Raw genomic sequence first — 16303 nt, forward strand, 5'->3', positions numbered from 1 at the left:
ACTTGACCCACGACCAGTGCAGCTGCGCCGCCAGCACCCCACCCGACCCCACACCGTTGACGTCGCCGAACCAAACACGTGGGCCAGCCCGGCGTGCGCAGCCGCCAACCTCGAGCATCGCGCAGGCGCCATCGCCGAATACGCCGTACGACTGGCCAGCCGGCCCGACCTGCTCGCGCTGGCCTGCGCCCAGTGCGCCGGCAAGGACGTCGGCTGCTACTGCCCCGCCGAACTGCCGTGTCACCGCGATGTCCTCGTCGACTTCGCCCACCGCTGCGACAACCCACACAGCACCGACGGACACGCGCTGGCCGTCACCGTGGCTCGGCCGTGGGCATCCCTGACACTGCTCCCAGAACAGCTGAGCCCCACCCTCATCCATCACCGCAGCTGGTCGACCGACTACCGCGGTGCGTTGTGCATCATCGGCGCGCAGCGCCTCGACGACGCCGGGGTTCAGGCCACCGCGGCCGCGGGATTCGACGCTACCTGGCATGCCGCACAAACCGGGTGGCTGGGCGCAGCCGTGCTCGTCGACGTACACCCAGCGCGGCGCGACTGCTGCCCACCGTGGGGCCGGCCAGCGCGGCACCGCAGCCAGCGGCTCTACCACTGGGTATTCCGCCGCGGCGCACGCCTGGCCCGCCGGGTACCCGGACGCGGATTTCGTGGACTGCGTGCCGTCTCGTGGGCGGTCCTGCTGCGCCGCGACGCCCCAACGGCAAGCCCCATCCGCGCCCTGTCAACAGCCGAAGTGAACACCGAGCAGTGACACCGCAGGGAGGACACCATGCGGAACCACGCCACTTCCCCGCCGGGCGACATCCGCGCTGTCGTCGGCGGCCGCACACCAAACCAACAGCCCCACCGCAGTCCCGCTGCCGACCTCGAGGCGATGATGGCCCTCGAGGCGATGATGGCCCGCAATGGTGGCGGCTCGGTGTACGTCATCGCCGCGAAAACCCGTGCGCATCAAGCGGTCTGCACGTGCCGATGGCAAGGCCGCCGACGGCTGCTCTGGCCCCCGAACGCCGTCGTCGATGCACTCGAACACGCCGCCCGCACCGGGTGCCGGCCCTGCCACCCGCTGGTCTGGCCAACCATGCCCGCTGCCGCGCCAAACCCGCGCGCATACATCTGCGACACCACTTGCCTCCCGCCATCGCATGCGGAGACAGCCGTGCAATGTGGCCGAGGCCCGATGGACCTGCGGCCGAGCCAGATCCAGCCGTGAGCACAACAAGCCGGGCCCGACGGCAGAAACGGTTTAACCGTACGTCGGCGTGTCAACCTCACTTTTCACTCCCGCAACGGCATGCTGGCCCCATGTCGGCGGCTCCCTATCGCACGCATGCGGAGCTATACCCGACGGTTAAACCGCCGCATCGGCGGGGCGACCACACCCACGCATCACACCACAGCGCCGCAACCCCGGAAGGAGGGCACTCACACGCCTGATTGACGGCGCGCAGACGCCGCTAACCCGAACTGAATACGCGCGAAAGCCCAACGCCCGCAAATAGTTCGGCCCCCGGCTCAATACCGAGGGCCGAAGCAGGTGAGTCGAGTTGGCGCTCGACTCGGGTGCTTGCGCACCTACCCCGAAGGGAACTGTCGTGTCGGACAGATTCCACGGTAACGCACGCCCTGCCGCAGTGCTAGAGGTGTGCGCTAATCGTGACAAGCCAACCGAACAGCGCAGCCTGCCCTATCGCGGCTGCACCAAGATCGCGCCGCGAGCGGGCACCGCCCGAACGGCGCCAGTGTGGATTCTTCGGGCTGCCGGTCATGCCCACGGGCACGCACATCCACTGATCCGGCTGGACCTCGGTGACATGCCATGGGCCGGTGTCCCGTGCTGGTCCGGCGGAGCCGAGCGCTGGGCACGTGAAACCGTGCCCGCCGCCTACAAGCAGCGCTACGACACGCACGTGCGGCCGGTCATGCCCGGCAACCCGATCAGCCTGCCCACCCTGATCAAGGTCGCCGCCGCGAGGGCGCGGTATGCAGATCACCGCACAGGCCGCGACTGCCGGCCAACCAACGCCACCTTGGCCGCATGCGCTGGAGTCAGCATCCGCACCGTACAACGGGCCTCCACCGCGCTTCGCCTGCTCGGCGTGGCCACCGAGGTGCTGCGTGGTCGCCAGCGCAGCCGCAACGAGCGCATGGCCAGCTGGCGAGTCGCAGACAAAGGTCGCGGATGGGCTTCGGTGTGGGCGCTTCATGATAACCGCAACCGATGTCTGTCACCCCACCCCGCAGGGTCTCTTTTTCCTGAAAAACCTTCTGTTAAGAACAAACTCACTACCCAACACCGCCGGCACGCCGGCGGTAGCCGCACCGCTACGCGGCGCGACAGCCCCGAGCCCGGGGCTCGGCTCGCCAGGCAATGGGTGCTCGACCCCACAAGCCCGCCCTGGGCGCGGCGTTATCGCACACCCCAGGCCTGGGCCCGGCTGTTGGCGGGACCGGAAACGCACAACTGGACACCCAGAGACGTCAACCAGCTCATCTCCGACTACATCGGCGTCGGCAACTGGGTTCCCGACAGCCCACACAAGCCGGCAGGCCTGCTCGGACACATCCTGAAGTGGCACGACAACCTGCAGGAACGCCCAGCGGCCCTCGACGAAGCCCGCGAAGCCGAACAGCTGGCCGCCGAGCGGGCCCGCATCGCCGCGAATGCGGCCGAGCGCGAACAGCACCGGAGAGCGCGCGAAATGGGTCGCGCGGCACTCGATGGTCCCGGCCACGCCGCAGCCCGCAAGGCACTCGAGGAAGCCCTACAACGCAAGCGGCAACGCCGAGAACCAAATCCAGGTCCTGAGCGGCAATGAAACCCGCTCAGAGGCCGCCACGGCCTGCGTGCAGCGCGGACCCGGAGCTGTGGTTCGACAAGGTGCAACCCAAACACGCCCTCCTCGCCTGCCTGGGCTGCCCCATGCGCCAATGGTGCGCCGGCGAAGCACTTCGCGTACAAGCCTCATTCGGTATGTGGGCCGGCATCTTCATCGACAACAACCTGGCTTCGGTCACGGCGCTACTGCGCGACATCGCCCAATCCCCCGCGCCCACTGAAAGCGTCACTGCGTCGCCCAACTGTCACCGCGTCGCAGCGCCCGGCGCCGCCACACCACCGCCCACACCGCGGGCCCCTCGCCGGGTCAATGCAGTGCTCTCCCTCATTTCGGCGCGATCCTCAGGTCATTGCGAAATCATGACCCAACACTGCCGGCTGACCTTCGACACACTCGGCAGCCGCGTCCCAGGGCGTGACCCTTGGACCCTCGAACGCGCCGGCGACGCCTACGCCGTCTGCAGACCCTGTGCCGCAGCACTCGCCGACGCCGAACCCGCATTCGTTGAGCGCCTCGGCATCGTCGTGCGGCCACCGTACGAGCCGGCATACACACGATTCTTCTGGCGACAAACGCGGTGGGTGTACCTCGACGGAGGTAGCCGCATCTGTCCAGCGGACGACCAAATCATCCGAAAAGCACTGTGACAGCTACACAGCCGGGCAAATGCCATTCAACGCAGACTTCAACCGGCGCCTATTTCGTCACCGTGACGGATAGTTTCGCATGATCGCCGCTCCGACGACCAGCCCACCAAATCGCGCGGCACGCAGCAGTCGATGCGTTGCCCGCAGTCACGAACCCCATTGAGGCGGTGGTCCAGGCCATGGTGCCGGGCACAATTACTGCCGCAGCCGCACGCACAACAGCGGACAGAGCTGTCTCCTGGGTATTGGGCGCGATACGGCGCACAGCTTCGATAAAGGCGCGCAGCGCAGTCTGTTCGATGGCTGCGTGCACAACGGTGTCGCGCGTCGTCGTGCGTGCGTTATCTGAGGCGTCGTGCGCGCCTTCGTAGACAGCAGGCGAGGCTGCATCGTATTCAGTTGTGGCCCAGGTGTTCATCGCGTCATCGCTGGAGATCACATGCGTTGTGTACGGCCGCACCGCGCGCACAGTGTGGCTATCAACTGTCGTCGCTGTCCATCTACACGTACGTGCGCTGATTGAGCGCCATACATATGAGCGGGCCTCGACCGCGACACGCCGAAACGCGCGAGTGACAATTGCGCTGCAGGCGGTGAGTTCATTCACCGGCAGGTTGGACTGACTGGGCATTTGCTGGCGGTGGTCACCATTGTCGCGGCGATAGCAGTGGACATCTGTCTCATGGTGCCGCTGGTCGCTCGCCTCGTCGTCACGGCCCTTGTAGGTGACGCGGTATGCGCCCATATAGGGATCGAGGTATCGGTGCAGGTATTGGGTCAGGTATGTGCGCAGGTGTGGTGTGTTGGTGTTGGCACTGGTACGGCCACCGTGAGGCAGTAGGTGAGCTATAGAGCTGCTCTGCATACGGGGGTCTAGCCCGGGCGCCATGCGGCGCGATGCACAGTGACGCTGGCAGGCGGCGGCATTGACGGGTGCACCTCGTGTCAGGCCTCGACGGTTGTGAGAGCCGGGACGGCGGGGTTCACTGAGGTGGCTGCTAGCCGTACTGGCTGCTCCCACCTTTTGTTTGCCACACCGTGCGAGGTAGATCGCGCTATGACGGACGCAACTGTTCCTGGTGCGCGTGTCGCGGCGCGTTGCGCAGCGGCGCGTCGCATCGCGCGCACTACACTTCGGGAACCATGGACAAGGATGCGGTTCCGCGCGTGGCGGCATGTAGTGCGCCACGCCATCATCCGGCGTCATCATGCCTGAATGCGGGGCAGACATGACCCATAGCGTAACCACCTGGGAGCAACCAGAAGTCGCGATCGAGTGGGCGCGTCTCGGACACGCCTACGTGGTCGCAAATGACAAGGGCGGCGTCGGAAAGACCACCACGAGCGCTCACCTTGGCGGGCTCGCCGCCTCAGACGGTGTGCGCACCCTGCTGGTCGACCTCAACGGGCAGGGCAATTGCGCTCAGCTGCTGGGCTTCGCCCACACTGAGAACGATGACAAAGGTCGCAACCTCTTCAGCGCAGTAACTGCCGGAGCGCCTCTCAGCCCGGCACGCGGCGTTAGACCCAACCTCGACGTCATCCCTGGCGGCCCGTACGTTCGGCGGATCGGATCAGTCCTGTCAGCGGAACTGGCAACCAGCGCGGACGCCAACCGCGTCCATCTTGCCTTGGCCGAGTGCCTGCAAACTATCGCCAGTGACTACCAACTGATCATCATCGACACCCCTCCCGAGAATCCCTTGCTGTCCAACATCGCCTTGTGCGCGGGGCGATTTGTCATCGTCCCGTTGAAGACTGACGCGTTCTCGCGGCAAGGACTTCGCGACATAGCGTCCGACATCCGAGGCATGCGAGAGCACAATCCACACCTGACCCTGCTCGCCGTGTTCGTGTTCGCCTCGGGCACTGGATCGAAGAAGATTCGGCGTGATATCGCCAAGAATGTGTCCGAAGACCTCGGCCAAAGCAGCGGCCTTCTGCTCGACGCCTTCATCCGTCATGCGGAGTCCGTGGCCAACGAGATGGTCAAATACGGGCTACTCGCTTACGAACTCGAGCAAGAGATTCAGAACAACCCGAAGTACTGGGAGCTACGCAAAGGCAGTGCCAAGAACGCAACAACAGTCAGTGAAACGTCACGACTGGTCGCCGAGGACTACGACCGACTGGCGAAAGAAATCTTCACCCGCGCTGGTGAGCGACGAGCCGAAATGATCGAAGAAGGAAGTTGGCCATGAGTAGATTGCGCGAGCAGAACATGCCGAAGGAGGATCTCTCCGACCTCGAAGGACCCGCGAAGCCCCGCGGCGCCGGCCTGGCCGACCTAGTAGGGGAGAGCAGAGTATCGGCGCCCAGACCGGGCCCGGCGGAGCCCGATCCGCCGGAAGAACAAGGCGCCGCTCCAACACCAATCAGAGCGATAGGGACCGTCCCCGAGCCCCAAGTGCAGCCACGCGGCCGGCGCCCAGGAAGACCGCGCACCAGAAGTAAGCCAGTTACCGCGGTGTACGTCAGCCCCGGCGTCAAGTCACGATTCGACGCCTACCGGCACAGGCGCAAGGCGACAAACCTGCAGGTCGTTCTCGAGGCCATCAGCGCCAAGCATGGCGAGCTGGCCGAGATCATCAAAGGCTCCACATTCAGCACCGCCCCGGTCAATCCGCTGTTTCCGGCCGACCCCAGCGCGGTTCGCTACCTCGGAGGCGGAAGCGTGCAGATCGGCTTTAGTCCGACAGCAGAGCAAGAGCAGGTCATCGACCGCATCGGCGCCGAGCTGGGCTTTGATACACGCAGCACCTGGATCGCACCCGTCCTCAACGCATTTCTGCCCGGCCGCAAAGACTCGCTACCCGATCAGGGCTGACCAGCGCCAGCGGTGGCCGGAGGCGGGGTGGGGGAGAGGCCGCCACCCGTTGGCGCTCAGAATCAAATCAGCTTTCCGACAGCTGCCCAATGTGGCCAGGCGTCATGTACTGCGCCAGCGCGTCACGGTACTTATCTGCTGCCGCGGCCAAGTCTGCATGGGCCGCAATCAATAGAAGGTTGGCTTCTTCTGCCCTGACCACGCGCGCGCGCAGATCCGCAATCACCGCCTCTGCGTCACCCGAAGCACCCCGGTCGACACCACCGCCAGCCTGCAGATGGGCCACCTGAGCACGAAGCCGCTCAACTTCGGCCTCCAACTGCTCGAGCCGGTCAGCGGTGTTCGCGCCCTGAGTGCGCGGCAGCGCGTCCTCGTAGACGAACCACCGCAAGTGGCCAGGCCCCGGCCGTGCCCACCCCGCCGTATCGCCCCGCGTGACGGCGGCCAACAACGTACGCCGATCCACGCCAAGTCGCTGAGCAGCATCACTGACCGGCACATACTTTCGCGACGGGTCCGGCTCGCTAGGCACGGTGGCAGGCGGGTACTTCCACCCGCTCCCACCAGCCACGACTTCACCCCCGCGGGTCCAGTGACGACCAAATTGCCTAAAACGTCACCGTGAGCCTACCGCCGAACCCTCGACACGCGGCACCCAAAATAGGCAAAACAAGCAGCACTTTGTACAATTTGGGCAATCCGGAAGACAGGGACAGGGCAAAGGGGACTAGTAATGCGCGTTTCCCAGAAGCGGCACTCCGAGAAGCGGCAGCGCACGAAGCTCCTCGGCGTTCGGCTACTGCCCGAAGAACATCTAGCGTTCAAAGAACTCGCCGACAAGCAGGACGCGGACATGGCCGAGATCGCGTTCTCGGCACTAGCCGAGAAATACCCACACATCTTCAGCCGCGCAGCGCAGGTGGCGTAGGCGCGCCGGCCGAGGGGCCCCACCGCGCCGCCCGGCATCCCACTCGCTGGCGAACGTACCGAACAGCGTCCAGCCGCTTTTCAACATGTGCCACAACGCCCGAACCCCCAGCCGGCGACACCCCAGACATCTGAGGGCGCGCGCGAAACCGTCTGCCCCTGTTAGTATTTGACCAACCAACGCTGCGGCGAAACTGTCAGGCACCTTCCGCGGCACACAGCGTGTCTCAACTCCAGCTCAGATCTCCCGCGGCGTCGGCACGACCGGCGTCAACCACGGCGCATGCAGACCGATTGACGGCTCGCGAACCCATTCGCGGGCACCGTCAAAATTCTGCAGGGAGCACACATTCGCCCTAGATAGGCTTGAAATCTGGCCGACACCAACAACTCAGCCGACCAGAACTCCTGAGAAGCGACAGCACCGACAGTGCAGAGATCAGGTAGCCCGTCTGCGAAGGGAAACCATGGCGACTACCACCACCGACCGGGCAGCACAAACCCAGCCGGCGCAGCGGCCCGCCGACGCTCCGAACAAACCGGAGCTCAGCACCGGCCAACCCCGCCAGGCGCCGCGTGATGACCGCGACCGGCAGACACCTGAACCTGCGTGGTGGATCACTGCAGCGTGCTATGTCGCCGCCCTCGCCACGCTGCCGGTGAGCCTCAACACGTCGTGGCGATTCTTCGACGAGGTGCTGCACATCCCGACCGCCTACGGCGAGCGCCACATCATGTTCGTCGTTGCCGAGATCGCCCTGATCGTCTCCGGCGCCGGCATGGCCGCCAACGTGCGACGCACCGGGCACCCCGGCCCGTTCCGCTTCGTGGTGTGGTCAATGTGCGCCGTGAGCGCCTACATGGCCTGGACGATGTCCACTGTGCAAGAAGGCCTCGGCCGCGTCATCCTTGGCCCCGTCCTCGGGACAATCATGTTGCACCTGGCGTTGGGACTCGAGATGCGCGCCCGCAACCACCGGACAGGAACCGTGGCCCGCGTCACCCGCGAACTGCGAGAACGGATGCTGTCACGACTCGGCCTGGCAGACGACGAGCGAGACGCCCTGCAACGCACCCGCGACCGCGCCGCCTACCGCGCCGCCGAGCTTTCCGCGCCGCGCCGCTGGCGCTGGTCACGCGAAGCGCGTCTACGACGGGCGTTGTTGGCCGCCAACGTCGCCGATGACCCGGGCATGCGCGATAAAATGCTCGCCCGCTTGTCCGTCCTGCATCACGCACACGAACTCAGCACCCACGACCACTCGTCACCCTGGCTCGACAGGTACGAAACGGCCCCACACACCGAGGCGAACAGCAAGGACCAGACCCCCACGCCGGATGGCCGCACGACCGCGCACCACGCGCGAGCCCGCACCGCGGGATGTGCGCAACCGTCCACCTCCAGCGCACCCGATCGCGCACAGCGAACTGGCGCGCACACCGACCCGCGCACACGCGCCACCGTCTCAAACCGCGCATCCGCGCGCTACCCGACCCAGACAGCGGCCACGCCGCCGCAACGCGCAGATGCAGACCACACAGCCGATGCCGCCGCCCGGCGCGGATCAGTCAACGGATCACAGCCGGCGCCCGGCGCACCGCCCCAGGCCGCACACGCACGCGCATCGACCATCAACGGAGCAGACGCACCGCGCACATTGACGGCCGTACCCAACTCCGCGAACCCACACAACGGCAACGCACCCGCCCAAGCCGAGCGCGCACAACAGACTGCCCGCCGCCCTGACGTCGATCCGGCTGCCATCCAGCAGTGGCTGCCGGTTGCACACACACTCATCGGCGACGGCGTCACGCGGGGCCGCATGCGACGCTGGCCACAAGAAGAACATCCGACGGTAGTGGCCACCATCCTGGCCGACCATGCCGCGGGCACGCCACCGAGCACGATCGGACGCCGACGCGACGTCCACCACGAGATGGTGGGCAAGATCCTCCTAGCAGCGGAGGCAGCTGGCGCGCTAACCGGCTAGCGCCGCGCACACCCGCCGACCCCGCATGCGCACACATGCGCGCCGCGCAGCACCCGGATCCGTTGTGCAGGCCGGAAGAGGCGGGGGAGCGGGCCGCCGATCCTGCATCTGCACACATGCGCGGCGCGCAGCGCCCGGATCCGTTGTGGAGGCCGGGGGAGAGGCGGGGGAGCCGGGCGCTGGCGTGCCAGTGGCTCAGCTGTGCAGCCACCGCCAGAGTGAGACAATCGAATGCATGTTCAATGAACGTATGTTCGATGAATGGCGAGACGATCCCGCATATCCAACCCTGTACCGCGTGGACCGCGAAGTGCTCGTCGACGTCACCCGGGCGTTCCCCGGCATCCGGCGGCAGCGACAAGACGAGCTCGCACTCTGGATCAAGGGCGGCCGCGTTGCGCCTAGAGCCACTGATGCCTGCACGCCAAGTCGCCTGGATTCGACGCGCCGCCGACGGGGGATGGCTGGCAGTTGTGCTCATGCCAGCCTCCAGCGCCAACGGCAAATCCAGGGTCACCATGCAACTTTGGCTCGAAGCTGACATGATCACGACCAATCTTGGTGCGGCGCTGGGGAATAGCGACCGACACTGACAGAACCCGCGATCCCAACCCTCACTTCCCAGGTGATTTGACACCCTCCGCCAGCTGGCTGCGCTGTCCTGATCCCTCACGTCCAGACCGCGAAAAATAGTGCACGGCAGGCTATCTGGGCGGCCTTAAGCTCGGCTTGACCAACGAAGAGAGGACAAGCTAGCGCGAAGTCTCGGATCTCGCGCCAGCGCACGCAGGACTCGACGACCCAACCCAGGCGACGTGACCGTGCAGTCCGCCGCTGAATGATCCCTGGAGGCTCACCCACATGATGGAACTCTCGACCCGCTCCTATCTCACTGCCGGCATCGCGCTCACCGCCACCAGCGCCATCGCAATCACACCGGTACTCGTCGCCGACACTACCCCACCCGACATCACACCTCCGCAACTCTCGGCGCCGAATCTTGAGCTGACAGCGGCCATTACACCCGCCGACATCACCGCTCTGGCCGCCAACCTCGACGACGTCGTGGGCTCTGCTGCATTCGCGGTGACCGAAGTGGCCGCAGTCCCAGGCCAAACCCTGACAAGTGCGCTCAATTCCGCTGTAGCACTGCAAAACTCGCTGTGGGACAGCCTGATCCAGGCGACAGATAATCCGGTCTTGTCCGACGTGCTCAAAGGGCTCAAACGCGCATCGGCTGGCGGACTGTCCGAGCTCGCCGCAACAGTGGATTCCGCCAGCGGCAGCTTGGTCATGACCGCTGGCCAGCTCACCGACCTGCTGACCTCCGTGCTCAGTGGGGCGCAGGGCACTGCCGCGCACACCCTGGCCACCGGCGTATCGAATCCGCTTGCGGTGTCAAGCTACACCGCGCTCGCCAACCTGCCCCTTGAAGTCACCGGCCTGGTGCTCACCTCGGCGGTCGCTGCAGCACAGGACGTCGGCGTCAACGCGCTCGACCTCGGCGACACCCTCGTGACCGGGGTCACCGCCCAGCTGCGCACCGCCCTGACGGCCGTCCAGCATCTGATCGACGCCGCAGCCGACATACCGGACAACGATCTCATCGACGGCTTCGTCACCGCGGCGCAAGCCATCGCGGCCGGACCGCTCCTCGTCGCCGCTGCCGGGGTGGATGGGCTCAGCGGCACGCTCGAACGGGCTGGCAGGATCACCCTGGAAAGGTTGACGAGCGGCGCTGGCGCGGCGGTCGCCACCTGGGTCGGCAGCGGTTCCACACCCGGCGCGCTGCAGGACGCTGTCAACATGATCGGCGCAAATCTCGTGAGCCCAGCTGCCTACACCGGCGCCATTGCGAGGCTCGTCGAGGCGGGGGTTGCAACAGTCAACATCACCACCGGGACGGCACGCTCGCTGGTGTCGGTGCCGTTCTACGCCGCGGCTAACCTCAGCGAAACCGCGGCCGAAATGATCACCGAAACCAACAAACAACTCGCCAAGGCCACCGCTGGCCTCATGAAGGCTGCCGGGCTGCCGGCACTCGTCCAAGGCCTGCCGTATGCGCTGGCCACCGGCGTCATCACCACAATCACCCTGACCGCCCTTGCAGCGTCGACCGCCTTCAATGGGATTGGTCTGGGGCTCGACGTCGGCAACACCCTCACCGGCGCCATGCCCACGCACCGGGTGCTCACACTCAGCGCCACCGACTCGCCGCCGGCCGCAGCATTGACGGACTCGGTCAGCAGCACCGAAAGCGCACCCAGCACCTCAGAAGCCGAGACCACCGACCCGCAAACGGACACCAGCGACACGCTAAGTGCCGGTGCCGACGACAACATCATGGCCGAGGAACCCGACGCGGTGACGGCGGTCGAAGAGATTACACCGGGCCCCGCCGAAGACCTTCCCGCCGAGACCGAACACACCAACAACGCTGTCACCGACCCGAATACAAACGCGCAACACACCACAACCGACAGCGCTTCGGCCAACGACGCCACCGAAGAGTCGGCAGGCTCGCTCAACACCCACCGCACCACCGAGGATCCAACGCCCCGCACACCAGACGACGCGGACAAAGACGAACCCGACACGTCCGGCGAGGACACCCTCAGCGAGTCCATGGCCCGCGCCGGCGACAGGAAAGAGTCGTCGACGCACACGAACAGCGATCCCGACACGACCTCGAACCGCACCAGCAGCTCACGCCGAGCCGCCACCGGCAAACACGCGCGAGGCAACGTCAACAACCCGTCCTCGGTCACTGAAATCAAGAACAGGCTCGACAAAGAGCCCTCCGGCTCCACGCCGGCGGGCCGCGGCGGCGATTCACCATCAGACGCCAGCGACAGCAGCGACGAAGCCGCCTAAGCGGGCAAATCGGGGGGCCTGCTTCGTCCACCGCGTGGAAACGGTTCCCAACGGTCGCACCGAGATCGGGTTGCGGTCGCTCGCGCTGCGCAAATCCGGGTTGAGGGCGCGGCTGGTCCACGGCGGCGTGCCACCATTAGCAGATGCCTGAGGACCAGCCGACCCGGTCCGACGACGCGGTGTTCTCCATGGCCCCTCAAGAGGTCCTGTGGTCGCTGGCGCGCCAGTTTGTTGACGGCCAGCGGACGATCGCTCAGCTGACCCGCACCGCGCACACCATTAGGAACGCCGCATCCGACGACCCGGAAGCCGCCGAAGCCCTCGCCGATTTCGACAAAACCGTCAACGAGTGGCTGACTGAAGCGTTGCCGAGCCTTGCCGCCAGCATGAAGGTCGCCATCGAGGTTCATGAGACCTTCGGGCCGGGGATGACCACGGTCGAAGATCCAACTGACGCCGCCATCTGGAACAACAAGTACTTCGTGTGGTTCAAAGAGCTCGGCGGGCAAACACCCTGACCGCCAACACGATTCGTCTGCGCTCGGGCGCCAACGACACGCTTGAGAACCCGGCCGCCGCGGCGTTAGGGATCGGTACACCGCATGTAGGGGGCGGCCGTGGTGGGCGGGGGAGCAGGCTCCGGAGCCGCTCGCACCCGGATCGCTACCATAAGCGCAGCTAGCAGTTATGCCGCGCGGCGGGTCGCAGGAGGTTTGACGTGCACGACGACCGGGGCCCAGCATCCGGGGCAAGCCACAGCCAGCGACGTCTGCCTGCGCTGACCATCAGCCTTGCCGACCGCGACTACACCGTCTACCCCGACGACGGCGTAGTCACCATCGGACGCGTGCTGCCCCAGGACAGCCAAGAACTACCGGCGCGGATCCAGGTGGACGACCCACGAATCTCGCGCACACATATCCTCATCGATCAGGCCCAGCATTCCTGGATACTGACCGACCCCGGGAGCAGGAACGGAACGTTCATTGACGGGCACCAAATCCACTCTGTCCCCGTCAACGGTGCACTCACCGTGCACCTGGGCAACGCCAACGGCGTGGTCGTCCAACTCAACACCACCACAGCCCAGGGAAACGATGAATTCCGCACCGGCACCGAGCCCCACGAGCCGCACAACGACAGCGAAACCACCACACCGGTTCCCGAAGACGACACCACCGAAACGCTGACCCCCAGCGTGCAAACCGCAGTCACGATCGACGCCACCCAGATCGCCCTGCGCAGAATCCGCACGACCACTCTGCCGGCGACCACCGATCCGGACTTCCCCCCTCGCGTCAATGCGCTGCGGGACGAGCTGCGTCGTCACGAGAACACGATCACCGCGCACCTAGCACGGGCACCAGGCAGGCCCGAGGTCGCCGTCATCCTCAGCGACGTGCGGCTTACCCACGCCGATCTGATGCTTAAGGCCGCAAACTCACCCGGCGGCACTCTCGGGCAGCGCCTCTACGCCGCCCGCCACGCCAGCCGCCTCTCGGCAGACGAGATCGCTACCGCAGCCGGTGTCACCGCCAGCGACATCACCGCCGCCGAAGCCGAGCTCAACGTCGCCGAATCGGTGCGAGCGGCCATCGAAACGGTCGTCGACGCCCTCACGCATCGCCGCATATAACAACCAGGGATAGATGTCCGTTCCGGATTTAGTTGACATATCCAGCCATGACTTATGTTGGCACTACCACGGATACAACGCTGCGGTTGATCGCGCACAGCAACGTATCGGCACTGGGGATCGGGAGGGCATAGCACGGCTGGGACAAGGGCGCGATATCCCGCGATATCGAGAGAATCCCGCATCATCGGTCGGAAAGGGTTAAGTCATCGGAACCAGCGTTTCCACGGCTTATCGAGTGAATCGAGCTGTCGGTTAATCCGCTTCAGCAGCTCGTCGTTGTCGAGGTCGAGATCGAGCGTCAGCGGGTATCTCTGGGTGTCGTCAGGGGAGCCTGTGCGCGCGAGGGTCGGGAGCATGTCGAGGAACCCAACAAGCTTGGTGATGAGGTCATCGACGGTTTCCAGGGAGCGGTCCGCCAGGTGCGCCAGGTCTTCGATGATCACGGCGTACTTGCTGTCGGCAGCAACTCCTCTGGTATCCCTCGCCAGAAGTAGGTTCGCCTCGTAGAAGTCGATGACCGTTGTCGCTATGGCGGTGACTGCCGCGGGGGTCGGTTCGTCGTAGAGGTCGCGGTCTGAGAATAAGCGTTGAAGAGGCGACGAGTTCACGTACAGCTCAAAGTTTTCCGCCAGTCGGGATACTTCACCGAAGACCTCCGAAACGAGCCCATATAGCTCGTAGGTGCTGGACACTCGTCGGCGCGATGGAGGAGCGACCGAGTCGCGGTGGTCGTTGAGCAGATGCCGCAGTGCGTGCCTGCGCTGGACCAGGATGGACGCAAACGCGGCCCAATCCCAGTAGCGGTGCTTGTCGCTCATCAGGGATTGAAGTTGCTCGGGAGTGTCTGCTACTGCCGCAATCTCCACGTCGTTGTGTTCGTCGTCAATGCGGCGCGCACGGGTGGGACGCCGAGATTGCTCGGTAATCGCCAACTGCTCGTGCAGCGACTTTGCCCATGCGAGTTCCTTCAGGCGGACCTTCTCGCGCTGCTGGTGCACTACGCAGCCGTGCTCGAATCGGTGCTGTAACGCGGCGAGCGTTCGCTGGCAATTGGCCGTGTGTTTCGGATAGCTGCCGGCGGGAAAGAAGTCTTCGATCACAGGCAGTGGTTCGGGGACCTTCAGGTACTCGATTCTCTTCGCACACTGGGCTGAGTTTTCGACGGCCCGTTCAGACGTGTAGTGGTCTCGCAGCATCTGTTGCGCTACTTCCCACTGGTGGAATCGAGCGCGACCGGACATGGCGCGAACGCTGATGTCGAGCAACGTTCGGTACGCGGTCTCGTTGGCCTCGTCGTAGCGATCGAACAGTCCCATAGTCCGCATACCTCCCCGCCGGGCGAGTCCAAGACAGCACGCTAACCGCCAGAGGGGACGCCAAATCACGTTTCAGACTCTCCGAGCGCCCCGTACGCTGCCGCGAGGCGTTGACGGGGCAAAAATGAGAAGGTATGCGATCTGCTTCCGGACATCGTGCGACATGCCGTAGGCCGACAAGATCATCTGGAAACATGCCAACTAAACCTGGAACGGACAATAGACGGCGATGAGCGGACAGACTTGGTTAGAGAACATCAGCCGCGACTTCCCGGTGGGTGACCGCGTGCAAGTGGGCTCCGTCGTGACCGTGCGAGCTGCCCGCAAGCGTAGATCGCAACACGCGCGCGGCGTCGTAGATGGGTACAACGACGTCGGGATCATCGTGCGATTCGACTCTCCGGTCAACGGCGTCGACTGGTGCACCGCCAGTCCCGAAGAACTACGCAGGCTGACATAGGTCCTGCCGCGATGCCGAATCTCGCATGACCGAAGTTTTCGGGTCTTAAGGCCGACCGATGTCGGTTGGCCGACGTCCCACCACAATTGATCGCGTCACCACCAAGGCCTCGAATGTCAGTCCCCGTTGGCGAAGCCACATCATTCGGTGGTGGTGATCATCGCTGTCCGCTGCACGAGGTGGGTGCCCACAGGCCGCGCGCATTGCTCCGCGCATCTGCCTCCGCTTTACGGAAACGTGCTTGATAGCGGTACGGCAAGTCGTATGTGTACTCGTTGGCGAAGCCATCGGCGAGCATGTCGAGGTTAAACAGCTGACCCGAGGTGGTCCACACATAGGCAAGGGCCCGACCGTACTTGTCAACTGAGTCTTGGGAGGGATCCGTCTCGAGATAGACCGTTTGACCGCCGAGAACGGCTTCGGCTCGGTTGGATGCCTCCTGGGCGAAGCACTCCACCGGCTTGCGGGGGTCGTGCAGTTCGGGGGTGTCGATGCCGATCAAGCGGACCTTCACGGGCTCGCCGTGGTCGTTCACCCAGATCGTATCTCCGTCAGACACCTTCGTAACCGGGAAAGGCCCGGTGACGTTCTCGGCGGGCATGTTCGGATAGCCGGCTGCGTCGGGTTCTGCACGCGATGGTGCTGAACCACAGCCAACCAGCGCCGCCGCCACGATTACCGAGGAGGCGACGCGTTTAAACATACTGTCGCTCAATTGTCCTCCCGGAGTATGACATTCGTACCTTCAGCTGGGACAGATA

16 protein-coding genes are annotated in these 16303 nt (G+C 65.1%); 12 read left to right on the plus strand and 4 right to left on the minus strand.

Going from position 1 to position 16303, the window contains the following annotated elements:
- Positions 1-16 precede the first annotated feature (16 nt).
- From CEX87_RS12130 to CEX87_RS27965, 4 genes are all read left to right on the plus strand, one after another.
- Positions 17-772 carry a DUF4326 domain-containing protein gene (locus tag CEX87_RS12130; protein WP_158220768.1) on the plus strand — a complete coding sequence of 252 codons (756 nt, stop codon included), beginning with the start codon at positions 17-19 and terminating at the stop codon, positions 770-772.
- Between the two features lie 18 nt (positions 773-790).
- Positions 791-1234: a hypothetical protein gene (locus CEX87_RS27105; protein WP_142301090.1), complete on the plus strand. Its 444-nt coding sequence runs from the start codon at positions 791-793 to the stop codon at positions 1232-1234.
- Positions 1235-1664: 430 nt separating this feature from the next.
- A complete protein-coding gene (locus CEX87_RS12135; protein WP_233151362.1) occupies positions 1665-2840 on the plus strand; it encodes a helix-turn-helix domain-containing protein in 1176 nt (391 codons plus the stop codon).
- Positions 2837-3508 carry a WhiB family transcriptional regulator gene (locus CEX87_RS27965; protein ID WP_094287377.1) on the plus strand — a complete coding sequence of 224 codons (672 nt, stop codon included), beginning with the start codon at positions 2837-2839 and terminating at the stop codon, positions 3506-3508. The genes CEX87_RS12135 and CEX87_RS27965 overlap by 4 nt, the downstream gene beginning before the upstream one ends.
- A 49-nt stretch (positions 3509-3557) precedes the next feature.
- On the opposite strand, the gene CEX87_RS27110 is transcribed toward CEX87_RS27965, so the two are convergent.
- Entirely contained in the window at positions 3558-4253 is a 696-nt protein-coding gene (locus CEX87_RS27110) for a hypothetical protein (protein WP_142301091.1), read from the minus strand.
- Positions 4254-4737: 484 nt separating this feature from the next.
- Between CEX87_RS27110 and CEX87_RS12150 the strand changes: the two genes are divergently transcribed.
- Positions 4738-5709, plus strand: coding sequence for a ParA family protein (locus CEX87_RS12150; protein WP_094287381.1), 972 nt, complete (start codon positions 4738-4740; stop codon positions 5707-5709).
- Positions 5710-5975: 266 nt separating this feature from the next.
- Entirely contained in the window at positions 5976-6335 is a 360-nt protein-coding gene (locus CEX87_RS27545) for a hypothetical protein (RefSeq protein WP_233151363.1), read from the plus strand.
- Between the two features lie 67 nt (positions 6336-6402).
- On the opposite strand, the gene CEX87_RS12160 is transcribed toward CEX87_RS27545, so the two are convergent.
- Positions 6403-6726, minus strand: a complete 324-nt coding sequence (locus CEX87_RS12160; RefSeq protein WP_233151364.1) for a hypothetical protein — start codon at positions 6724-6726, stop codon at positions 6403-6405.
- A gap of 342 nt (positions 6727-7068) precedes the next feature.
- On the opposite strand from CEX87_RS12160, the gene CEX87_RS12165 reads away from it, so the two are divergent.
- The 5 genes from CEX87_RS12165 to CEX87_RS12190 all read left to right on the plus strand — a co-directional run bounded on the left by CEX87_RS12165 (position 7069) and on the right by CEX87_RS12190 (position 13763).
- A complete protein-coding gene (locus CEX87_RS12165) occupies positions 7069-7263 on the plus strand; it encodes a hypothetical protein (protein ID WP_094287387.1) in 195 nt (64 codons plus the stop codon).
- Between the two features lie 466 nt (positions 7264-7729).
- Positions 7730-9253: a hypothetical protein gene (locus tag CEX87_RS27550; RefSeq protein WP_233151365.1), complete on the plus strand. Its 1524-nt coding sequence runs from the start codon at positions 7730-7732 to the stop codon at positions 9251-9253.
- Between the two features lie 861 nt (positions 9254-10114).
- On the plus strand, positions 10115-12127 hold the full coding sequence (locus CEX87_RS12180) for a hypothetical protein (protein ID WP_094287389.1): 2013 nt from the start codon (positions 10115-10117) through the stop codon (positions 12125-12127).
- 143 nt (positions 12128-12270) lie between these two features.
- Positions 12271-12645: a hypothetical protein gene (locus tag CEX87_RS12185; RefSeq protein WP_094287391.1), complete on the plus strand. Its 375-nt coding sequence runs from the start codon at positions 12271-12273 to the stop codon at positions 12643-12645.
- 200 nt (positions 12646-12845) lie between these two features.
- Complete coding sequence (locus CEX87_RS12190) at positions 12846-13763, plus strand: FHA domain-containing protein (protein ID WP_094287393.1); 918 nt, start codon at positions 12846-12848, stop codon at positions 13761-13763.
- Positions 13764-13969: 206 nt separating this feature from the next.
- On the opposite strand, the gene CEX87_RS12195 is transcribed toward CEX87_RS12190, so the two are convergent.
- Positions 13970-15082, minus strand: a complete 1113-nt coding sequence (locus tag CEX87_RS12195) for a hypothetical protein (RefSeq protein WP_094287394.1) — start codon at positions 15080-15082, stop codon at positions 13970-13972.
- 229 nt (positions 15083-15311) lie between these two features.
- Between CEX87_RS12195 and CEX87_RS12200 the strand changes: the two genes are divergently transcribed.
- The gene (locus tag CEX87_RS12200; RefSeq protein WP_094287395.1) at positions 15312-15542 is read left to right on the plus strand and encodes a hypothetical protein; all 231 of its coding nucleotides are present in this window, start codon (positions 15312-15314) and stop codon (positions 15540-15542) included.
- A gap of 157 nt (positions 15543-15699) precedes the next feature.
- Here CEX87_RS12200 and CEX87_RS12205 read toward each other — a convergent pair whose 3' ends face one another.
- Positions 15700-16257, minus strand: coding sequence for a thermonuclease family protein (locus tag CEX87_RS12205; protein WP_142301092.1), 558 nt, complete (start codon positions 16255-16257; stop codon positions 15700-15702).
- Positions 16258-16303 lie beyond the last annotated feature (46 nt).

The organism is Mycobacterium lehmannii (assembly GCF_002245535.1).
Lineage (GTDB): Bacteria > Actinomycetota > Actinomycetes > Mycobacteriales > Mycobacteriaceae > Mycobacterium > Mycobacterium lehmannii.